This is a genomic window from Enterobacter soli ATCC BAA-2102, assembly GCF_001654845.1.
Lineage (GTDB): Bacteria > Pseudomonadota > Gammaproteobacteria > Enterobacterales > Enterobacteriaceae > Enterobacter > Enterobacter soli.
This window is the reverse complement of sequence record NZ_LXES01000019.1, coordinates 60636-82825: the sequence shown is the minus strand read 5'-3', so window position 1 is coordinate 82825 and position 22190 is coordinate 60636. Positions and strand designations below refer to the sequence as shown.

The window sequence follows — 22190 nt, the reverse complement described above, 5'->3', positions numbered from 1 at the left end:
AACCGCAGAGTGCCAGAGAGGTGTGCGCCAGCGCTTTGATCAAACAGGGGAAAGGAGCCAGATTTGTGGCATTTGCCACCCGATCTGGCTTTTTGCCAGACGTTTAGCTGCGCACAGTAAAGCCCAGCTCGCGGGAAATTGCCTCTGCGGTTTCACGCAGGGGTTTCAACAGGTTCTTCTCGCCCACTTGCTTCATACGCGAAGTCGAAAGCGATATGGAGATGGCATACGGCACGCGGCCATGAATATCAAAGACCGGCACGGCAATACACGACACGCCCAGTTCATTCTCTTCTTTATCCATCGCCAGGCTGTGTTCGCGAATTTCTGCCAGCTCATCGTACATGGCGCTGAGTTCAGTAATGGTGTTACGCGTCAGGGGCTGGATCTGATCCTGATGGCTTTCCCAGTAGCTCGCCACATAATCCTGGTGGCCAAACGCCATGTAAATCTTACCCATTGCAGAACAGTAGAGCGGCATATGCTGGCCAATATAGGCGCGCGTACGCAGCATCCCGGTCGTCGGCTCCAGCTTGTAAATCAGAATGGCATGGTCATCTTCCCGACTGGAGAAGTTCACCGTCTCACCCGTGGCAATGTTCAGCGTCTCAAGATGCGGTGCCGCCACGTGGATGATGTTCAGCGACGACAGCGCCTTTTGCCCAACGGCAATAAATTTGGTGGTCAGGCGATAGCTGCCCGCGGCCGGGGCTGGTGTGACATAGCCACACGACTGCAACCCCTGTAACAGTCGGTGCACGGTGCTCTTATTAAGCCCCGCAAGTTCTGATAAATGCGCAAGCGGACACCCGTTCGGGTAGTTACTGAGGATCTCAATCAGCATCAGGCCGCGAAACAAGCTCTGGCTACCTGCTGGCCTCTCTTTTTCTTGCGTCATTTCGCTCTCTTTCATGCTCATCAAATAGCTCCTTTTTATCGCGCCCTGATGGTAGCGCAAAGTGTGGCTTAGTTCACGATCTCAACAGAAAAAACACAACCACTTGATTTTAATCGATTTTGAAAATCATGAATGTCGTTGATCTGACAAAAATTGATCGCTATATTTGAAATCAGATTTCGCATAGTGAAATTTAGAGATAAAAAAGCACTCACAGCGGCCCCTAAAAAGAACAGGAGAACAGGGATGAAAGTGACATTCGAAGAGTTGAAAGCGGCATTTAATCGCGTTCTGCTCAATCGCGGCGTCAAAGCAGATACCGCAGATGCCTGTGCGGAGATGTTTGCCCGCACCACAGAATCAGGCGTCTATTCACACGGCGTGAATCGCTTCCCACGTTTTATCCAGCAGCTTGACGCAGGCGACATCATTCCTGATGCGCTACCAAAACGCGTGACCACGCTGGGGGCGATCGAACAGTGGGATGCCCAGCGTTCTATTGGCAATCTGACGGCGAAAAAGATGATGGATCGCGCCACAGAGTTGGCCTCCGACCACGGGATTGGCCTGGTGGCATTGCGTAACGCTAACCACTGGATGCGCGGCGGCAGCTACGGCTGGCAGGCTGCGGAGAAAGGCTATATTGGCATTTGCTGGACAAACTCCATCGCCGTGATGCCTGCGTGGGGCTCGAAAGAGTGCTGCATCGGGACAAACCCACTGATCGTCGCCATCCCGTCCAGCCCCATCACCATGGTAGATATGTCGATGTCGATGTTCTCTTACGGGATGCTGGAAGTGAACCGCCTTGCCGGGCGCACGCTGCCGGTTGACGGTGGATTTGACGACGAAGGTAACCTGACCAAAGAACCGGGCGTGATTGAGAAAAACCGCCGTATTCTGCCAATGGGCTACTGGAAAGGTTCTGGCCTGTCTATCGTGCTGGATATGATTGCGACTCTGCTCTCTAACGGCTCCTCCGTGGCGGAAGTCACCCAGGACAACAGCGACGAGTACGGCGTATCGCAGATCTTTATCGCCATTGAGGTCGATAAACTGATCGACGGCCCAACCCGCGATGCCAAACTTCAGCGCATTATGGATTTCATCACCAATGCCGAGCGCTCAGACGAAAACGTTGCTGTTCGCCTGCCGGGACATGAATTCACGCGCCTGCTGGAAGAGAACCGTCGTAACGGAATCACCGTTGACGACAGTGTATGGGCGAAGATCCAGTCGCTGTAGGGAGTGACGCCATGATATTCGGACATATTTCGCAGCCAAACCCGTGCCGCCTGCCGCAGGCCATTGAAAAAGCACTCGATTTTCTGCGCAACACAGACTTCAGCGCGCTAGAGCCTGGCGTCGTGGAAATCGACGGACGGAACATCTTCGCCCAGGTGCTCGACCTGAAAACGAAGGAAAAACACGAAAACCGTCCTGAAGTCCATCGCCGTTACCTGGATATCCAGTTTCTCGCCTGGGGTGAAGAAAAAATAGGTATCGCTATTGATACGGGTAATAACGAAATCAGCGAATCGTTACTGGAACAACGGGATATTATTTTTTATCACGGCAGTGAAAACGAATCATTTATTGAAATGACTCCGGGCAATTACGCCATATTTTTCCCGCAGGATGTTCATCGTCCTGCCTGTATTAAAAACAAGGAAAATGCAATTCGTAAAATTGTAGTGAAAGTGGCAATCAGCGAATTACAGTAATTTTCTGATAAATACAGGAACGCGAAATGACCAACACCGGTTTTATTATTGGTGCGTACCCCTGCGCACCCTCGTTTCACCAGAAAGGGGAACAAGAAGAACAAACCTTCTGGCGAGAACTTTCCGACACGCCGTACATTCGCGGGCTGGAACAACCCTGCCTTGAAGATCTGCATCCTTATGGCGATGAATGGTTGTTCCGGCATACGCCTGGCGACTGGCAAATCGTGGTCACGGCGGTAATGGAAACCATGCGCCGGCGTGGCACAAACGGTGCCTTTGGCCTGGCCTCCGCGGATGAAGAGCAGCGAAAAGCCAGCATCAATTTTTACCGCCATTTGCGCCAGAAGATTAATGCCGTCAATACGCGTTTCCCGGGCAAAGTGATCGCGCTGGAAATGCAGGCCGCGCCTCAGGCAGGCAATGCCTCTGTTGAGCAGGCCACTGACGCGTTCGCCCGCTCGGTTCGCGAAATCGCCGGATGGGACTGGTCATGCGATCTGGTTCTGGAACACTGCGATGCCATGAACGGCTGCGCGCCGCGTAAGGGATTTTTACCCCTGGAGCAGGTGCTGGATGTCGTAAAAGACACTGATATCAGCGTGTGCATTAACTGGGCGCGTTCGGCCATTGAAGGAAGAAATACCACGCTACCCGCTGAGCATGTTCAGGCGGCGCTCAGAGCTGGCAAGCTTGGGGCACTGATGTTCTCCGGGACAACAGCAACCGGTGAATACGGTGACTGGCAAGATCTCCACGCGCCGTTTTCTTCGTTCTGCGCCGAAAGTTTAATGACGACTGAACACGCCAAAACACTGTTTACTGCGGCGAGCACCGCAACATTGAAATTCTCCGGTATTAAATTACTGGAAATAAATGCTAATGCTAACGTCAACCATCGCATCGCCATTTTGCGCGACGGTATTAGCGCTATGAATAAAGCAACGCAATAACAATAAAAAAAACATCCCTATATCGGTTACATTAACTGAGACATTAAATATGAACACTTCTTCTAATGCTCTACATGCGGATATTCCACACCAGCGCTGGCTAAGGATCATTCCTCCTATTCTTATCGCCTGCATTATTTCATATATGGACCGTGTGAATATCGCATTTGCGATGCCTGGCGGCATGGACGAGGAGCTGGGTATTTCTGCCACCATGGCAGGCCTGGCGGGTGGGATCTTCTTTCTTGGCTATCTGTTCCTCCAGGTGCCTGGCGGCAAAATTGCCGTTCACGGCAGTGGTAAGAAATTCATTGGCTGGTCGCTGGTCGCCTGGGCGGTGCTCTCGGTACTGACGGGTCTCGTCACAAACCAGTATCAGTTGCTGGCGCTACGCTTCTTACTCGGCGTGGCTGAGGGCGGGATGCTGCCTGTCGTACTCACAATGATCAGTAACTGGTTCCCGGATGCCGAACGTGGCCGCGCGAACGCCATTGTGATTATGTTTGTGCCCATCGCCGGGATTATCACCGCGCCGCTGTCAGGCTGGATCATCACCGCACTCGACTGGCGCTGGCTGTTCATCATTGAAGGCCTGCTGTCGATTGTAGTTCTGGTGCTGTGGGCGCTCACCGTTTACGACCGCCCGCAGGAAGCACGCTGGATTTCCGAGGCTGAAAAAAACTACCTGGTGCAAACCCTGGCGGCTGAACAACAAGCCATCGCCGGTAAAGAGGTGAAAAATGCCTCACTGGGTGCCGTGCTCTCTGACAAAACCATGTGGCAGTTGATCGCCCTGAACTTCTTCTACCAGACCGGGATTTACGGTTACACCCTCTGGCTGCCAACCATCCTGAAAGAGCTGACACACACCAGCATCGGCCAGGTGGGGATGCTCGCCATTCTGCCTTACATCGGCGCGATTGCGGGCATGTTCCTGTTCTCTTCACTCTCTGACCGCACCGGTAAACGCAAACTGTTTGTCTCCCTGCCGCTAATTGGCTTCGCGCTCTGCATGTTCCTTTCTGTGGCACTAAAAGAGAACACCTGGCTGGCCTACGCCGCTCTGGTGGGCTGCGGCTTCTTCCTGCAATCCGCTGCTGGCGTGTTCTGGACCATTCCGGCGCGTCTGTTCAGTGCCGAAATGGCAGGCGGTGCGCGCGGTGTCATTAACGCCCTGGGTAACCTCGGTGGTTTCTGCGGCCCTTATGCGGTGGGCGTACTTATCACGCTGTACAGCAAAGACGCTGGGGTTTACTGCCTGGCGGTTTCTCTGGCGCTGGCATCGCTGCTGGCCCTGCTGTTACCGGCGAAATGCGATGCCGGATCGGAAACAAATCCCACGGTGAATCCGCATAAGCGTGCGGCCTGAGGCCCTTACCTCAGCCCTCTCCTGTGGGCGAGGGCTGAAACCGAACCGTAGGCCGGGTAAGCACAGCGCCACCCGGCGCATAAGTGAGATGAAGATGAGTGAAAAAGAGCCCTTCTGGCTGGGTATCGATTGTGGCGGTACTTATCTGAAAGCCGGTTTATACAACAGCCAGGGAAAAGAAGTCTGTATTGAGCGCCGCTCGGTTGCCACCCTCAGCCCGCGCCCTGGCTATGCCGAGCGCGATATGCACCAGCTCTGGCAGCACTGCCATGCAACCGTCGCGCTGCTGCTCAAAAACGCTCGTGTTGACGGCGAGCAGATCAAAGGCGTTGGTATTTCGGCTCAGGGCAAAGGGCTGTTTCTTCTTGATAAACAAGATCAACCGCTGGGCAACGCCATGCTTTCTTCTGACCGTCGCGCGCTGGAGATAGTGCAGCGCTGGCAGCAGGACGGCATTCCCGAAAAACTCTATCCGCATACGCGCCAGACGCTGTGGACAGGGCATCCGGCATCGCTCCTGCGCTGGGTCAAAGAGAACGAACCGCAGCGTTATCAACAGATTGGCTGCGTGATGATGGCGCACGACTACCTGCGCTGGTGTCTGACGGGGGTAAAAGGCTGCGAAGAGAGCAACATCTCAGAATCCAACCTCTACAACATGAACACCGGCCAGTACGACCCGCAGCTGACGCGCTGGCTCGGGATTGGCGAAATTGATGGCGCGCTTCCGCCCATTGTCGAATCAGCAGAAATTTGCGGGGAAATCACCGCTCAGGCAGCCTCGCTTACCGGTCTCGCGGCGGGTACTCCCGTCGTTGGCGGGCTGTTTGATGTGGTTTCCACCGCGATCTGCGCCGGATTACATGACGAATACACGCTTAACGCGGTGATGGGAACCTGGGCCGTGACCAGCGGGATCGCCAACGGCATTCGCGATAACGAACCCTTCCCCTATGTGTATGGCCGCTATGTTCACCCGCAGCAGTACATCGTGCACGAAGCCAGCCCTACCTCATCCGGCAACCTGGAATGGCTGACCGCACAGTGGGGTAACGTGTCGTTCACGGAGATTAACCACGCCGTCGCCAGCTTACCGAAAGCGGAAAGCGATGTGTTCTTCCTGCCTTTTCTTTATGGCAGCAACGCCGGACTGGAGATGACCAGTGGCTTTTACGGAATGCAGGCACTGCACACCCGGGCCCATCTTTTGCAGGCGGTTTATGAGGGTGTGGTCTTCAGCCACATGACCCACCTGAACCGGATGCTCGAACGCTTTACGCAAGTGACATCACTGCGCGTCACGGGCGGCCCAACCCATTCAGATGTGTGGATGCAAATGCTGGCAGATGTCAGCGGCCTGGCGATAGAACTGCCGCAGGTTGAAGAGACAGGATGTTCCGGCGCCGCGCTGGCCGCACTCGTCGGTACGGGCATCTATACCGATTTTCACGCTGCGCAGCGTGCCCTGCGCCATGACATCCGAATTATTGAGCCCGACATGCGCGCCCATGCGGCCTACCAGCGCAAATACCACCGATACCAGTTACTGATTACCGCACTACAGGGCTATCACGCCCGTGTTAAGGAGTTCGACCTATGAGCCGTCCATTACTTCAACTGGCGCTCGACCATACCTCACTTCAGGCCGTGCAGCGCGACGTCGCTTTGCTTGCGGATCATGTCGACATCGTCGAAGCAGGCACCATCCTGTGCCTGACCGAGGGTTTACAGGCCGTGCGCGCACTTCGCGAGCAGTGCCCGGACAAAATCATCGTGGCCGACTGGAAAGTGGCCGATGCCGGGGAAACGCTGGCACAACAGGCATTTGGCGCAGGCGCCAACTGGATGACCATCATCTGCGCCGCACCGCTGGCAACCGTTGAAAAAGGCCATGACGTCGCGCAGCGCTGCGGCGGGGAAATCCAGATGGAGCTGTTTGGCAACTGGACACTGGACGATGCCCGCGCGTGGTATCGCACTGGCGTACGACAAGCCATCTACCACCGTGGGCGTGACGCCCAGGCCAGCGGTCAGCAGTGGGGTGAAGCAGACCTCGCCAGAATGAAAGCGCTGTCCGATATCGGTTTGCAGCTTTCTGTCACCGGTGGGATCACCCCTGCCGACCTGCCGCTGTTTAAGCAGATCAACGTTAAAGCCTTTATCGCCGGGCGGGCGCTGGCAGGTGCAGAAAATCCACCGCAGGTGGCGCAGGCATTCCATTCGCAAATCCGCGACATCTGGGGAGAGTAACCATGCGTCAGCATCCGTTAGGTATTTATGAAAAAGCGCTGCCAAAAACACTCTCCTGGCCAGAACGCCTGGTTCTGGCAAAAAGCTGCGGGTTCGATTTTGTTGAAATGTCGGTCGATGAAACCGATGAACGCTTATCCCGCCTCGAGTGGAACACCACGCAGCGCGCGTCTCTGGTCGAAGCCATGCTGGAAACGGGCGTGTCGATCCCATCGATGTGTTTGTCCGCCCACCGCCGCTTCCCGTTTGGCAGCCGCGATGAGACCGTGCGTGAACGCGCTCGCGAGATCATGACCAAAGCCATCAGGCTGGCGCGTGATCTGGGTATCCGCACCATCCAGCTTGCAGGCTACGACGTCTATTACGAAGAGCATGACGAGGGCACGCAACAACGCTTCGCCGAAGGGCTGGCATGGGCGGTGGAACAAGCCGCTGCCGCTCAGGTGATGCTGGCGGTGGAAATCATGGACACCGCCTTTATGAACTCCATCAGCAAGTGGAAAAAGTGGGACGACATGCTCGCCTCACCGTGGTTTAGCGTTTACCCGGATGTCGGCAACCTGAGCGCGTGGGGTAACGATGTGACCGCCGAGTTGACGCTGGGCATTGACCGTATTGCGGCAATCCACCTGAAAGATACCCAACCGGTCACCGCACAAAGCCCGGGACAGTTCCGCGATGTGCCGTTTGGCGAAGGCTGCGTTGATTTTGTCGGCGTGTTTAACACGCTGAATCAGCTGAACTATCGCGGGGCATTCCTCATTGAAATGTGGACTGAAAAAGCAAAAGAACCCGTACTCGAAATTATCCAGGCACGTCGCTGGATTGAAGCCCGGATGCAGGAAGGAGGCATGGCATGTTAGAACAACTCAAAGCCGAAGTGCTCGCGGCAAACCTGGCACTTCCCGCCCACCAGCTGGTGACGTTTACCTGGGGCAACGTGAGCGCAGTCGATCGTGAACGCGGCCTGATGGTGATCAAGCCTTCCGGCGTGGAGTATGACGTGATGACCGCACAGGACATGGTGGTGGTGGATATCGCCACCGGCGCGGTCGTCGAGGGTAGCAAAAAACCTTCGTCCGACACGCCAACGCATCTTGCGCTATACCGCCGTTATCCTGAGATTGGCGGCATCGTGCATACCCATTCCCGCCACGCAACCATCTGGTCACAGGCGGGGCAAGACCTGCCAGCCTGGGGAACCACTCATGCTGATTACTTCTACGGGGCGATCCCCTGCACGCGGCTGATGACCACCGCAGAAATTGCAGGGGAATATGAGTATCAGACCGGCGAAGTGATCATCAAAACCTTCGAGGAACGTGACCTTAGCCCAATGCAGATCCCGGCGGTGCTGGTGCATTCCCACGGCCCGTTTGCCTGGGGAAAAAATGCCGCCGATGCCGTACATAACGCGGTGGTCCTCGAAGAGTGTGCTTATATGGGTCTGTTCTCACGCCAGCTGGCCCCCCAGCTACCGGTAATGCAGCAAGAGCTACTGGACAAACACTATCTGCGCAAGCACGGTGCTAATGCCTATTACGGGCAGTAATCACCCGGAATTAATATGTTCCTTACAATACCGCCGTTTCCAGACGGCGGGTGTTAAGCCCGTGTGCTTAGTGAATATCTGCCGGAAATAGCCCACGTCATTAAACCCGCAGCGGGTTGCCACCTCGGTGAGTGATGCGGAGTCGTTCAGTAACAGTTTTTCTGCCGCCCTGACACGCTGGCGATGAATCGCCTCTGTCAGGGTTAAATGGAAAGTGCGTCGAAACACCCTCCCCAGATAGTCGGCATTACAGTGCAACTCCCTGGCAAGATGCGACGTGGAAAGGGGTAAATGAAATTGTGTGCGAATAAGCTGTTTCGCCTTCCACGCCATCGAGGCGCCAGCCTCATCTATTTTGTCTTCATATCCGGAAGAGAGCGAAACCTGCTGCAAAATCAGGAGCAACAAGAGTTCCAGCGCAATACTGCGCTGTAATTTTTCCTGCTCGCTCAGAAACTGGCGGAACAGTGAAATGACATATTGCGCATCCCTGACGCTGCAATGTTGTTCTATTGCCAGCTGCGGGGCGTTCTGTGCAGTGTTTTGCACTTCAACGTTTTCCACCTCAAAGTGCAGCCAGTAGAATTTGAGATCTGCCGGGAAATCCTCCACGCCAACGTGTCGCCGATTCGGCCAAAGCAATAAGCTCTCTCCAGCCTTCACCTCAAAAAGGGAATTTTCCTCGAGGATCGTTAATGTCCCTTTTTCGACAAAAATAATCTCCCACGACGTCAGTTTTCTCGCCGGATGGCGACCCACACCCCGGGAAATAAATAACCCGCCATTTTGTACTTTAATCGGAAGCGCTATGGATAATTCAAGCATCGGTATTCACTATCCCGCTTTTATCATCGTAATAATTGAGTTTATTCATTGATTATTAATAAATATTAACTTTCCTGCCCGATCCAACTCACATTTTTGGCATCAGGTCGGAATCGTCATCTTTTTATACTTTTCCCTTCCCTTGTTGGCCTTTCCGTTCAGTGCAGAATGAATGGGGTACCTTGCACAAATACGATAAAAATCGATTACCGAGGAGTTACCTCATGACTTCCACACCGATTACTGAATCTGACGTTGCACAACAGGTAATGGATGACCGCCTGTCGGTTCGCGAAAAAATAGGCTACGGCCTGGGTGACGCGGGCGGCACGGTCATTACCTGTCTTATCATGAACTTTCTCACCTTTTTCTATACCGATATCTTTGGCCTGACGCCTGCCCTTGTCGGCACATTGTTTATTGCACTTCGCGTGTTTGACGCCATCTCCGACCCGGTGATGGGCGTGATTGCAGACCGAACGCAAAGCCGGTGGGGACGCTTTCGCCCCTGGCAGCTGTGGGTGGCATTCCCGATTGGGATCATCGGCGTACTGACCTTCACCGTCCCGGAAGCCAGCATGGGGGTGAAAATCGCCTGGGCGTTCGGAACATACTTGCTCCTGTCGGTGGGCTATACCGCCATCAACGTGCCGTACTGCGCGCTGATTAACACCATGACCACACGCCACAACGAGGTGATCTCCTGCCAGTCCTGGCGCTTTGTGTTGTGCGGCGTTGCCGGATTTTTAGTGTCCGTTGGCCTGCCGTGGCTGGTATCTGCATTAGGTCAGGGTAATGCTGCAAAAGGCTATCAGCTTGGGGTAGGCGTGCTGTGTGCCATCGCTGTGGTGATGTTCCTGTGCTGCTTCTTCTGGGTGCGTGAACGTGTACCGCTGGCGCTGATGGGCAAATTCACCCTGCGCGAGCATCTGGCGGGCCTGCGTAAAAACGACCAGTTGCTGCTGATGCTGGTAATGTCCTTCCTGCTGATCAATGTGTTCAACATTCGCGGCGGCGGATACATGTACTTCATCACCTACGTGCTCCAGGGCAGCACCGCCTACACCTCACTGTTTTTCACCATGGTGACCTTTGCGGCCATTCTTGGAGCGGTGATCGTTAACCCGCTGTCCCGCCGTTTTGATACGGTCAAACTCTACTATTACACCAACCTGATGCTGGCCGTGCTCGCGGCGGGAATGTGGTTCCTGCCCAGCGGGCCGAATTACCAGACGTTGTGGCTGGTTGTGATCCTGAGCAACGGCGTCATCCTGGGCTTTACGTTGCCGCTGCACTTTTCGCTGATGGCCTTCGCCGACGACTACGGCGAATGGAAAACCGGCGTGCGCTCATCAGGCATGAACTTCGCCTTCAATCTGTTTTTCATCAAGCTGGCGTGGGCCTCCAGCGCCGGGATCATCAGCCTGGTGTTTATCGCCGTGGCCTATCAGCCTGGTGCCGGTAACCAGACACCGGCATCTCTGCAAGGCATCACCGCCATGGAGACATTGCTCCCTGCCCTTTTCCATCTGCTTCTGGCTGTCAGTATTCGCTGGTGCAGACTCAATAATCCAATGATGTCGCGCATTTCCACCGATTTGCGCCAGCGTCACGTACAGTCCTGAGGAGAACGAGATGTCCATAATGGAAGCCGACCTGCACACCCTTAAAATTAACGATCCCTTTCTTGGCAAGTATCAGCAGTTGGTGCGCGATGTGGTCATTCCCTATCAGTGGGATGCGCTCAACGATCGCGTGACGGAAGCCGAGCCAAGCCATGCCATCACTAACTTCCGCATTGCGGCGGGTCTGGAGAAAGGCGAATTCTACGGCATGGTGTTTCAGGACAGTGACGTGGCGAAATGGCTCGAAGCCGTGGCGTGGTCACTGTGCCAGAAGCCCGACGCAGAACTGGAAAAAACCGCTGATGAGGTGATTGAGCTGGTCGCGGCGGCGCAATGCGAAGATGGCTATCTCAACACCTATTTCACGGTAAAAGCCCCCGAAGCGCGCTGGACTAATCTGGCTGAATGCCACGAGCTTTACTGCGCCGGACATATGATTGAAGCCGGCGTGGCGTATTTCCAGGGCACGGGGAAGCGCCGTTTGCTGGAGGTGGTGTGCAAGCTTGCCGATCACATCGACACGGTGTTTGGCCCAGGCGTTAACCAGCTGCACGGTTACCCCGGTCACCCGGAAATTGAACTGGCGTTGATGCGGTTGTACGACGTCACGCAGAAGCCACGCTACCTGGCGCTGGTGAAATACTTCATCGAAGAGCGCGGGGCACAGCCGCATTTTTACGATATCGAATACGAAAAGCGCGGCAAAACGTCACACTGGAACACCTATGGCCCGGCGTGGATGGTGAAAGACAAAGCCTATAGCCAGGCGCACCAGCCGCTTGCGGAGCAACAAACGGCAATTGGCCATGCGGTGCGTTTTGTCTATCTGATGGCAGGCATGGCACATCTGGCACGCCTGAGTCATGACGAAGGTAAACGTCAGGATTGTTTGCGGTTGTGGAACAACATGGCCCAGCGTCAGCTCTACATTACCGGTGGGATCGGCTCGCAGAGCAGCGGCGAAGCCTTCAGCAGTGATTACGATCTGCCCAACGACACGGTGTATGCCGAAAGCTGCGCCTCGATTGGCCTGATGATGTTTGCCCGTCGGATGCTGGAGATGGAGGCAGACAGCCAGTACGCCGACGTCATGGAACGGGCGTTATACAACACGGTATTAGGCGGTATGGCGCTTGACGGAAAGCATTTCTTCTATGTGAATCCGCTTGAGGTGCACCCTAAAACGTTGTCGTTTAACCATATCTACGATCACGTTAAGCCGGTTCGCCAGCGCTGGTTTGGCTGCGCGTGTTGCCCACCAAACATCGCACGGGTGCTGACCTCGCTCGGTCATTACATCTATACCGTTCGTGAAGACGCACTGTTTATCAACCTGTATGTGGGGAACGACGTCGCTATCCCGGTTGGCGATCGCAAGCTACAGCTGCGTATCAGCGGCAACTATCCATGGCATGAGCAGGTGAAAATCGACATTACCTCTCCGGTGCCAGTGACTCACACGCTGGCTCTGCGCCTGCCGGACTGGTGCGCTAACCCGGAAATTGCCCTGAACGGCGAAGTGATAACAGGGGAAGTGACCCGGGGGTATCTCTATCTCACCCGTCGCTGGCAAGAGGGAGATGCCATTACGCTAACGCTACCCATGCCGGTACGCCGTCTGTACGGCAATCCACAGGTACGCCAGCAGGCGGGTAAAGTCGCTCTGCAACGTGGCCCGCTGGTTTATTGTCTGGAAGAGGCCGACAACGGCGCGAATCTGCATAACCTCTCCCTGCCTGAAGAAAGCACATTCCGGGTCTTTGAAGGTAAAGGGATTTTCGCCCATAAGATGCTGATTCAGGCGGAGGGCATCGGTTGCCATACAACTGATTCGGATGCGTTGTGGCAATACGATCGCTCACCAGTGCAGCGTCAGCCTCAGACATTAACCTTTATTCCATGGTTTAGCTGGGCGAACCGCGGTGAAGGGGAAATGCGCATTTGGGTAGATGAGGCGTAATTCCTTATAGCCTGCTGCCCTCACCCACGGGAGAGGGCAATAATCAGGGCAGTACTCGACGTGCTGCCTCTGCCAGGAATGCACTCCGGTTGCTGAACTGGGGATGTTCGCTGACAAAGGAATCGATCTTAACCAACAAACGACGGGGCATGGTGATATTAATACGCTCAGCCCTGCCGTCAAACTGCTTCATATTAATGTCCACCAGCAGCCACTGCCCACCGATAAAATCACCGGGTGTTGCCTCAAGATGTGCCTCAACATTGCCGGGCAAAGGGAGCTCTTCATCACTTTCGAACAGCGTTTCAAAGTGAGCAGTCAACGCCGCACGAGCGTCCTGAAAAGCGTCATCCAGAGAATCTCCCGCAAAAAAACAGCCTGGCACATCAGGAAAAAAGCCACTGGCGCTTCCGTTGAGGTCAGAATGAATATAAGCCGGATAAAACATAACTTCTCCTGATATCAATGTTTGATGCCCGCCTGCCGCCAGATTTGCGCGAGAGTTCCAGGTTTAATGTCTTTTTTAGGATGAGGAACTGTTACCAGCCCTTTATATACCGGATGGCGGAACTGATGATGGCTTCCTTTCGTTCTTATGCATTTCCAGCCATGACCGACCAGAATGGTAATGACGTCCGCACTTTTCACATCCTGATCCTTCGAGGATTATACACATTATACACACGAAACTTACCGAGTGAGATCACGTTAGCGCAGAGATGATCTGAGTGCAGCAATGTGTTTTCAGAACAGGAAGAGACGATGAGAAAAGAAAGTGCAATACACGATGTTACTAACGAAGATGCGGGGGATGTCGCAATAAAATGCCTGGCGGCGCTACGCTTGCGCGGGCCTGAAGCCGTATCGTAGGCCGGGTAAGGCGGAGCCGCCACCCGGCAAAACATAAGGCTGACAAACCAGATAAACGCAACAGCACCAGGCAATCAGAGAGGCTGCCCCCTTCCGTGGGGACAGTGTTAAGCCATCAGAAACGCCAGGTCATGCCCGTCATCAACGCGAAGCTGTCGTCACGGTCGATCATCGGGCTGTTCTTCACATCGTCAGGCAATACGGTGTACACCGCGCTGGCATTCAGGAACAGGCTTTGGGTCAGTTGGTATTTTGCGGCAAGGCCAACGTACGGTGTCCAGCTGTCACCCGCCGTGTATTCATCCAGCCCGGTGCGACGAGATTCGTTGCCGGACACGCCGTAGTAGTAATCGTTGTAACTCCCATCGCTATAGAAAATGCCCACTGACGGCGTCAGAATCAGACGCTCCATGCGAATCGGGTGGAAATAGGACACTTCGCCCATCACACCACCGCTTTCATCCATCGCATCACCAGAAACGGCGAATTTCAGGCTCCCCCAGCTTTCGTGGCGATAGTATGCCCCCCCCAGAAATGCCGACGCTTTACGCTCATCAAGGTTTTTCATCTGATGGTCGTCGTTATCATCTGGGTCGAAATGCAGCGGCATCCAGGTTGCCGTCAGGCTCAGTTCATTTTTGCCATCTTTCCACAGGATCCATCCTCCCGTGGTCTGACGCACATAGAACCGGTCGCCTTCATAGCTAATTAACGGTACTGCGGTGGTATTTTCGTTATACCCTTTGTAAGGCGATTCATTAAATACAGCCCCCGCCCCTAGTGAAAAGTCACCGGCCATCGCGGATGATGTTGCAAATAACGTGGCGGCGATGAGTAAATTCTTATTAATAGTCATTCCATGCAATCCATTTAAACGCCAAACAAGCGGGGCGAATAATAATGGTTACAAATTTACCAATGCAACGCTGCTGTTTATATAATATTATATATAAAATCATATAGATGAGTGCGCATGATGAGTAACCTGCAACTGAAGCCGCGTGAGTTAAAAATCATTTCTGTCATCGCCGCAACGCACAGTATTGGTGACGCCGCCGCTCTGTTAGGGATGGCACAAGCCAATGTGAGTAAATATCTATCTGATTTTGAAACCCGTGTTGGACTCAAAGTATTTGAGCGCACCACTCGCCAGCTGTCACTCACGCAGTTCGGCGAGGCGTTGTTACCCTACGTTAATGCTTCACTGGATAAAAATAGCCAACTCATTAATTTTATTGCTGATTACAAGCATGAAAAACGAGGAAAAGTGACGATCTACGCCCCGACGGGCATCGTCACCTATCTGGCTCGCTATGTCATTCACAAGATTGAAGATCCAGGCGATATTCATATTTCGCTAAAAACCTATAACCTTGATAGCAACGAATTTTCCGAGGGTGTTTCATTTCCTGACGATTGCGATATTTTAATCACCTATGCTCAACCGAAAGATGAAAATTTAGTCGCAAGCATATTAACAAAATATTCCGTCACGGCATTTGCCTCTAAAGAATACTTAAAGCTCCACCCTATCAGCGGTCCTGACGATTTAATCAATCACTCATGTATATTAATAGACTCGATGCTGGTTGACGATGCTAACATTTGGCGTTTCCGGGCGCACGGCAGTGAAGGCGCGCGCGACTATAAAGTCACCGGAAATTATATTTGTGATAATACCCAGACGGCACTGGAGCTTGCGAGAAATAACCTCGGCATTGTTTTTGCCCCGAAAGAGAGCCTGAGAAAAGAGCTCACTCATGGCATGTTAGTCCCCTGTTTTCCGCATCAGGAGGAGTGGTGGCTCGATCTTACGGCCATATTCCGCAAACGCGAGTACCAGCCCTGGCGCGTGCAATACGTCCTGGACGGCGTACTGAACTGCCTTCGTCAGCAAATTGCTCAGGCCGCCCATGGGCGACCTGAGCTGGGTGATTAAAACAGTCCCAGCGGTTTATCAGAGTAGCTGACCAGCAGGCATTTCGTTTGCTGGTAATGTTCCAGCATCATCTTGTGCGTTTCGCGGCCAATCCCCGATTGTTTGTACCCGCCAAACGCCGCATGTGCCGGATAGGCGTGATAACAGTTTGTCCACACGCGTCCAGCCTGAATGCCACGCCCCATCTTATAGGCCAGATTGCCGTTACGGCTCCAGACACCCGCCCCTAAGCCATATTGCGTGTCGTTGGCGATCTCCAGCGCCTCCTCCATGGTTTTGAAGGTGGTCACCGCCAGCACAGGGCCAAAAATCTCTTCCTGGAAGACACGCATGTTGTTCTTGCCGAACAGGATTGTAGGCTCCAGGTAATAGCCTTCATTCAGCTCGCCGCCCAACACCTTACGTCGCCCACCCGTGAGAACATCAGCCCCCTCTTTCTTACCGATATCAATGTAATTGAGGATGGTCTCCAGCTGCCCATGCGACACCTGCGCCCCCATTTGGGTAACGCTATCCAGCGGGTTACCGCTACGAATAGACTCCACGCGGCGGATCGCGCGCTCCATAAAGCGCTCGTAAATGGATTCCTGAACCAGCGCCCGGCTCGGGCAGGTGCACACTTCACCCTGGTTAAAAGCAAACAGCGCGAAGCCTTCCAGCGCTTTGTCGAAGAAGGCATCTTCTTCATCCATCACATCGGCAAAGAAGATATTCGGGGACTTGCCACCCAGCTCCAGCGTTACTGGAATAATGTTCTGGGTCGCATATTGCATGATCTGCTGGCCCACCTCCGTCGACCCGGTAAAGGCCACTTTGGCAATACGTTTTGAGGTCGCCAGATATTCACCAATTTCGCCCCCGGCACCGTTCACCACGTTAACCACTCCCGGTGGCAACAGATCGCCAATCACTTCCATCAGCAACAGCACCGACAGCGGCGTTAAGCGCGCAGGTTTGAGCACAACACAGTTGCCTGCCGCCAGTGCCGGAGCCATTTTCCAGCTCGCCATCAGCAGCGGGAAGTTCCACGGAATAATTTGCCCGACCACACCCAGCGGCTCGTGGAAATGGTAAGCGACCGTTTCACTATCCACCTCACTTATTCCCCCCTCCTGCGCACGGATACAGGACGCAAAATAGCGGAAATGGTCAATGGCCAGCGGGACGTCCGCCGCCATGGTTTCACGGATAGGTTTGCCGTTGTCCCAGGTTTCTGCCGTTGCCAGCAGCTCCAGGTTCTGCTCCATTCGATCGGCAATTTTGAACAAGATGGCGGCTCTGTCCTGCACAGAGGTATGCCCCCATTTGTCTTTCACCTTGTGTGCTGCATCCAGTGCCAGATCGATATCCTTCTTCCCGGAGCTGGCGATTTCACACAGCGGCTGGCCGGTAACTGGGGTCAGATTCGAATAGTACTCACCGTCGACGGGCGCAACCCAGTCGCCGCCTATAAAGTTGTCATAACGGGGTTTTAACTTGAGAGGGAAACCATACTCGCCAGGCTGAATACGCGATGAGGGAGGATTGTTTGTCATGACCGTCTCCTTGCTGTTGGTGTACAACAAGGGTAGTTCGGACTGGCGATTTTCTCGCCAGCCCATCCTGGGTTTACGACAGGGGTCACATCGCGGCGCGGTAAATCGCCATGATCTCTTCGTGGGTTGCCTGAACAGGGTTAGTGAACCCACATGCATCTTTCAGGGCGTTGGTTGCCAGCACCGGAATATCCTCCTCTTTGACGTTCAGCTCGCGCAAACCCGCCGGGATATTCACCTTACGCGCCAGGGCGCGAATTTCCACGATGCAGGCCTGTGCACCCTGTTCGTCGTTCATTTTGCTGACGTCCACGCCCATTGCATTGGCGCAGTCACGCAGACGGGCAGCCGCAACCTGGGCGTTGAAGACCTGAACGTGTGGCAGTAACACCGCATTGCAGACGCCGTGCGGCAGATCGTAGAAGCCGCCAAGCTGATGCGCCATCGCATGTACATAACCCAGCGAGGCATTGTTAAAGGCCATCCCGGCAAGGAACTGCGCGTAGGCCATTGCCTCGCGCGCCGCCGTATTGCTGCCATCTTCAACGGCATGGACGAGGTTTTCGGAAATCATGGTGATTGCTTTCAACGCGCAGGCATCCGTGATGGGGGTTGCGGCAACCGAAACATAAGCTTCAATGGCGTGGGTCAGAGCATCCATACCTGTCGCCGCCGTCAGTGAGGCCGGCATCCCCGCCATCAGCGATGAGTCGTTAACAGAAAGCACCGGGGTAACGTGTTTATCGACAATCGCCATTTTAATATGACGTGCTTCATCGGTAATAATACAAAAACGCGTCATTTCAGAGGCCGTGCCCGCGGTGGTATTAATGGCAATCATCGGTAATTGCGGTTTTGCAGAACGATCCACGCCTTCATAATCGCGAATATCACCGCCATTAGTGGCCACCAGCGCAATCCCTTTTGCGCAGTCGTGTGGCGATCCGCCACCGAGAGAAATAACGCAGTCGCAGTTATTGTCCTTTAATACTTTAAGACCGGCGGCCACATTTCCCGTGGTGGGATTAGGATGTGTCCCGTCATAAACTACGCTGGCAATATTTCGTTCTTTCAGTGCATTTTGAATATCCGTCGCCATACCCAGCTTGCTGAGCATGGCATCAGTCACAATCAGCGCCCGGCGCCAGCCGTAGTCGCGCATGGTATCCATTGCGCTACCCAATGATTCAGAACCAATAATATTCACGGACGGAATATAAAATACGGATGCAGCCATGATATTTCCTCGAAGAGATAAAAAGTATCGGCAGCATACGGAAAAGATTATTTAAAAAACATGATCAATAACCTGTTTTTGCGTGCATTCTCGCAGGCTTAATATATTTAAGCCTGCGAGGGTGTTAATTAATATATAAATCTATTTCAATCTATTCTGTTTCTGTATTAATCCCCGATTTTGTTTCAGGAAATAATAATGAATCGCGTAATAAATGGTCATTACCACGCCGACGGGTAAAACCAATGCGGTTGAAATATTCCAGGATCTGAATGGCCAGCTTGCGCCCCACGTTCAGCCGATCGCGGAAATCGGCCGCACAGGTTGAGCCTCGCTCCTGATCCAGTTCGCGGATCAAATTCGCGAACGCCACAATGCGATCGTTGCGGTAATAACGATCTTTCACGATCGCCACAATCAGCCCCTGCTGAGCCGCATGGCGCAACACCTGGCGCATCAGCATTTCATCGGTGCCGGTGTGATGGGCTAAATCGCGCACCCACCAGGGTTCATCCGCAAACAGTGGCGCGACTTTCTGCCACACCGCCTGCTGTTCAGCCGTAAAGCCCGCTTTATGATCCGGCAGATGCAGCCAGCCGTGATGACTGTTGATCACCCCGCTTTCGCGCATTTTTTCAATCAGTAACAGCACCAGCGCGTCGTCTTCCATTGGCAGCGCCATGCGACGTAAGCGCTCGCGACCCGGACCGGGTTCGTCCTGATGCTGTTCATGATACGTGGCGAGCGTGCTCAGTACCTTACGTTGCCAGCGCGCCGCAATCGGTGCATTTAGCAAGCTGTATCCGGCCTGGATAAAGCCCGGCTCTTGCGTCAACTGACGCAGACCCTCGCCGCTCAGCTGCCGAGCCCAGGCGAAATCCGCCAGATTCACGGCACCACGGTCAAGATGCACGGCCAGCGCGTCAGCATCCCCTTTCGCTTGTGCCAGAGCCGCAAGCCATTGCAGATATTCCGGCTTACGTTTTCCACGGCGTGGCGGGTTCAGTGTCACCACACGCGCCCCGGCAAGGGTAGTTTTAGCAGAAATGTCCCGCAGCACCAGTCTGTCGTTATCCGCCAGCCACAGCGGGGAATCAAACACCAGCTCAGCAAGGTTGTTTTCCAGCAGTGATACGCGCCCGGTCACGTGGCTGGCGGCATGGTGGATATGCAGCGGTTGCCACTGTGTCAGAGGCGAATGCATCTGAAGCGCAACAATGACGCGCTCAGATGGCTCGGGCGGTGCATCAGAGAGCAGCCAGTCGCCACGCTTCAGCTGTTCTTTTTCGGCATCGCCCGCTATATTCAGTGCGATGCGTTGCCCGGCATGAGCATGTTCAACCGGCTGATTTTGCGCGTGAAGCGCACGTACACGCATTGGCTTGTTAACGCCTGTCAGCCATAAGGTATCGCCCACGCTGACTTCACCGCTCAGCGCCGTTCCCGTCACCACCAGACCCGCCCCTTTCACAGTGAATGCGCGGTCGAGCGCCAGGCGAAAACTGTGATGGCTGGCCTGCTCGCGGGATGCAAGGTGTTGCAGGTGGTCACGCAGAGCGTCAATCCCGTTCCCCTGGGTGGCGACCGTCACAAATAACGGGGCATCGGCAAAACCGTATTCACGCAGGGTGGCCTGCACTTCTTCGCGCACGGCATCGATGCGCGCTTCATCAACACGGTCGGCTTTCGTCAGCGCAACCGTCAGTTGCGGATTGCCGGTCAGTTGCAGGATCGCCAGGTGTTCGCGCGTTTGTGCCATCACGCCGTCATCGCACGCCACCACCAGCAGCGCATGGTCAATACCACCTACGCCCGCCAGCATGTTGGAAAGAAACTTTTCATGGCCAGGTACATCAATAAAGCCCAGCACGCGGCCATCGGGTTGCGGCCAGTAGGCATAACCCAAATCGATGGTCATCCCACGTTTTTTCTCTTCCGGCAGGCGATCGGCGTTTACGCCCGTAATGGCCTGCAATAAGGTGGTTTTGCCGTGGTCAACGTGACCGGCGGTGGCAATAATCATTTCGACATCATCTCCAGAAACCGCTCTTCATCTTCAAGACAGCGTAGATCCAGCCACATTCGGCCATCATAAATACGTCCAATTACCGGTACTGGCAAGGTGCGTAACCGTGCAGAAAGCGCCTCAAGCTGGCTGCCTCTGCCGTCGCGCGGGGTGAACGTAAGTGCTGCGCTGGGCAACCTGTCTACCGGCAGCGAACCACTGCCAATCTGGGACTGACAGGATTCGACACGCACGTCAAAATCGGGGTAATGCTGTGCAACCTGGGCCAGAAGCAACTCTCCCTGAGCACGAATCGAAGCCGCATCGCGCGTCAGTAACCGCAGTGTGGGCAGGCGTTCGGCGAGCTTCTCCGGGTGGAGGTAGAGCCGAAGCGTCGCTTCCAGCGCCGAGAGCGTCATTTTATCCGCGCGCAGCGCCCGCTTCAGCGGATGTTGCTGTAACCGGGCAATCATCTCGCGCCGCCCAACAATAATCCCCGCCTGCGGCCCGCCCAGCAATTTATCACCGGAAAAACTCACCAGGCTGACGCCGGCCGCGATCATCTCCTGCGGCATCGGCTCTTTTGGCAGGCCGTACTGGCTCAAATCCACCAGAGAACCGCTGCCGAGATCGGCCACCACCGGAACGTTTAGCTCACGCCCAATCTCCGCAAGTTCGGCTTCTTCAACCGTGTGGGTAAAGCCTTCAATATGGTAGTTGCTGGTATGTACTTTCATCAGCAACGCGGTGTTTTCATTCACTGCCGCGCGATAGTCTTTCGCGTGGGTGCGGTTGGTGGTGCCCACTTCATGCAATGTACACCCGGCCTGACGCATCACGTCCGGGATACGGAACGCACCGCCAATCTCTACCAGCTCACCACGCGATACCACCACCTCTTTGCCGCTTGCTGTCGCCGCCAGCATCAGCAGCACCGCCGCCGCGTTGTTATTCACAATACAGGCATCTTCCGCGCCTGTTAGCTGGCAAAGTAAGTCCGCCAGCGCCCTGTCGCGATGCCCGCGCCCGGCACCGTCGAGATCGTACTCCAGCGTAACGGGCGAGCGCATAGCCTGCGCCACCGCGCTGACGGCTTCTTCAGCCTGCTGGGCACGGCCCAGATTGGTATGCAAAACCGTCCCCGTCAGATTAATGACCGGGCGCAGCGTGTTTTGCGTATTCGCTGCCAGCCGCTTTTCAACCTCCAGCCCCCAGTGTACAGCCCAGTCTGGCAACGCATTTTCTGCCTGAATATGTTCCCGGGCTTCTTCCTGTAACGTACGCAGCATATCTACCGTTGCGCGATGGCCGAACGTTTCCAGAACGACCAGGAAGTGAGGATCACGAAGCAGACGATCGGTTGCGGGAATGCGGCTGTAGAGAGAAAGATGAGTAGTCATGAAAGCGCCTGGCAATGGATTATCATCCCCCCTCCCGACGGGAGAGGG

The 22190-nt window shown here is 54.5% G+C and carries 20 protein-coding genes; 11 read left to right on the top strand and 9 right to left on the bottom strand.

The window, feature by feature from the left end; translation table 11 throughout:
* Nucleotides 1-103: 103 nt before the first annotated feature.
* Entirely contained in the window at nt 104-919 is an 816-nt protein-coding gene (yiaJ, locus tag M987_RS06735) for an IclR family transcriptional regulator YiaJ (RefSeq protein ID WP_014068406.1), read from the bottom strand.
* A gap of 225 nt (nt 920-1144) precedes the next feature.
* On the opposite strand from yiaJ, the gene yiaK reads away from it, so the two are divergent.
* The 8 genes from yiaK to araD all read left to right on the top strand — a co-directional run bounded on the left by yiaK (nt 1145) and on the right by araD (nt 8746).
* The gene (gene yiaK, locus M987_RS06730; protein ID WP_014068405.1) at nt 1145-2143 is read left to right on the top strand and encodes a 3-dehydro-L-gulonate 2-dehydrogenase; all 999 of its coding nucleotides are present in this window, start codon (nt 1145-1147) and stop codon (nt 2141-2143) included.
* 11 nt (nt 2144-2154) lie between these two features.
* Complete coding sequence (locus M987_RS06725; RefSeq protein WP_014068404.1) at nt 2155-2622, top strand: YhcH/YjgK/YiaL family protein; 468 nt, start codon at nt 2155-2157, stop codon at nt 2620-2622.
* Nucleotides 2623-2648: 26 nt separating this feature from the next.
* Entirely contained in the window at nt 2649-3575 is a 927-nt protein-coding gene (locus M987_RS06720) for a DUF4862 family protein (protein WP_014068403.1), read from the top strand.
* Nucleotides 3576-3624: 49 nt separating this feature from the next.
* Nucleotides 3625-4944, top strand: a complete 1320-nt coding sequence (locus tag M987_RS06715) for an MFS transporter (protein WP_014068402.1) — start codon at nt 3625-3627, stop codon at nt 4942-4944.
* Between the two features lie 94 nt (nt 4945-5038).
* The gene (locus tag M987_RS06710; protein WP_014068401.1) at nt 5039-6544 is read left to right on the top strand and encodes an FGGY-family carbohydrate kinase; all 1506 of its coding nucleotides are present in this window, start codon (nt 5039-5041) and stop codon (nt 6542-6544) included.
* Nucleotides 6541-7194, top strand: a complete 654-nt coding sequence (ulaD, locus tag M987_RS06705) for a 3-keto-L-gulonate-6-phosphate decarboxylase UlaD (RefSeq protein WP_014068400.1) — start codon at nt 6541-6543, stop codon at nt 7192-7194. The genes M987_RS06710 and ulaD overlap by 4 nt, the downstream gene beginning before the upstream one ends.
* Before the next feature lie 2 nt (nt 7195-7196).
* Nucleotides 7197-8057, top strand: coding sequence for an L-ribulose-5-phosphate 3-epimerase (locus M987_RS06700; RefSeq protein WP_014068399.1), 861 nt, complete (start codon nt 7197-7199; stop codon nt 8055-8057).
* Nucleotides 8051-8746, top strand: coding sequence for an L-ribulose-5-phosphate 4-epimerase (araD, locus tag M987_RS06695; protein ID WP_014068398.1), 696 nt, complete (start codon nt 8051-8053; stop codon nt 8744-8746). Before M987_RS06700 ends, araD begins: the two co-directional genes overlap by 7 nt.
* Here the strand turns inward: araD and M987_RS06690 are convergent, their stop codons facing one another.
* Complete coding sequence (locus tag M987_RS06690) at nt 8747-9571, bottom strand: AraC family transcriptional regulator (RefSeq protein WP_014068397.1); 825 nt, start codon at nt 9569-9571, stop codon at nt 8747-8749.
* A gap of 224 nt (nt 9572-9795) precedes the next feature.
* On the opposite strand from M987_RS06690, the gene M987_RS06685 reads away from it, so the two are divergent.
* Both M987_RS06685 and M987_RS06680 read left to right on the top strand, forming a co-directional pair.
* The gene (locus M987_RS06685; RefSeq protein WP_014068396.1) at nt 9796-11196 is read left to right on the top strand and encodes an MFS transporter; all 1401 of its coding nucleotides are present in this window, start codon (nt 9796-9798) and stop codon (nt 11194-11196) included.
* Nucleotides 11197-11206: 10 nt separating this feature from the next.
* Nucleotides 11207-13156 carry a glycoside hydrolase family 127 protein gene (locus tag M987_RS06680; protein WP_014068395.1) on the top strand — a complete coding sequence of 650 codons (1950 nt, stop codon included), beginning with the start codon at nt 11207-11209 and terminating at the stop codon, nt 13154-13156.
* Nucleotides 13157-13199: 43 nt separating this feature from the next.
* On the opposite strand, the gene M987_RS06675 is transcribed toward M987_RS06680, so the two are convergent.
* The 3 genes from M987_RS06675 to M987_RS06665 all read right to left on the bottom strand — a co-directional run bounded on the left by M987_RS06675 (nt 13200) and on the right by M987_RS06665 (nt 14882).
* Nucleotides 13200-13604, bottom strand: coding sequence for a type II toxin-antitoxin system HicB family antitoxin (locus M987_RS06675; RefSeq protein ID WP_014068394.1), 405 nt, complete (start codon nt 13602-13604; stop codon nt 13200-13202).
* A gap of 14 nt (nt 13605-13618) precedes the next feature.
* Nucleotides 13619-13804, bottom strand: coding sequence for a type II toxin-antitoxin system HicA family toxin (locus tag M987_RS06670; RefSeq protein WP_014068393.1), 186 nt, complete (start codon nt 13802-13804; stop codon nt 13619-13621).
* Between the two features lie 337 nt (nt 13805-14141).
* Nucleotides 14142-14882, bottom strand: coding sequence for a MipA/OmpV family protein (locus M987_RS06665; protein ID WP_014068392.1), 741 nt, complete (start codon nt 14880-14882; stop codon nt 14142-14144).
* Nucleotides 14883-14999: 117 nt separating this feature from the next.
* Between M987_RS06665 and M987_RS06660 the strand changes: the two genes are divergently transcribed.
* On the top strand, nt 15000-15965 hold the full coding sequence (locus M987_RS06660; RefSeq protein WP_014068391.1) for a LysR family transcriptional regulator: 966 nt from the start codon (nt 15000-15002) through the stop codon (nt 15963-15965).
* On the opposite strand, the gene aldB is transcribed toward M987_RS06660, so the two are convergent.
* From aldB to selA, 4 genes are all read right to left on the bottom strand, one after another.
* On the bottom strand, nt 15962-17500 hold the full coding sequence (aldB, locus tag M987_RS06655; RefSeq protein WP_014068390.1) for an aldehyde dehydrogenase AldB: 1539 nt from the start codon (nt 17498-17500) through the stop codon (nt 15962-15964). The two genes, M987_RS06660 and aldB, sit on opposite strands and share 4 nt — an antisense overlap.
* An 85-nt stretch (nt 17501-17585) precedes the next feature.
* Nucleotides 17586-18737 (bottom strand): L-threonine dehydrogenase, encoded by a 1152-nt coding sequence (yiaY, locus tag M987_RS06650; RefSeq protein WP_014068389.1) that lies wholly within the window; start codon nt 18735-18737, stop codon nt 17586-17588.
* 151 nt (nt 18738-18888) lie between these two features.
* On the bottom strand, nt 18889-20760 hold the full coding sequence (selB, locus tag M987_RS06645; RefSeq protein WP_014068388.1) for a selenocysteine-specific translation elongation factor: 1872 nt from the start codon (nt 20758-20760) through the stop codon (nt 18889-18891).
* Nucleotides 20757-22142 carry an L-seryl-tRNA(Sec) selenium transferase gene (selA, locus tag M987_RS06640; RefSeq protein ID WP_014068387.1) on the bottom strand — a complete coding sequence of 462 codons (1386 nt, stop codon included), beginning with the start codon at nt 22140-22142 and terminating at the stop codon, nt 20757-20759. The genes selB and selA overlap by 4 nt, the downstream gene beginning before the upstream one ends.
* Nucleotides 22143-22190: the final 48 nt, after the last annotated feature.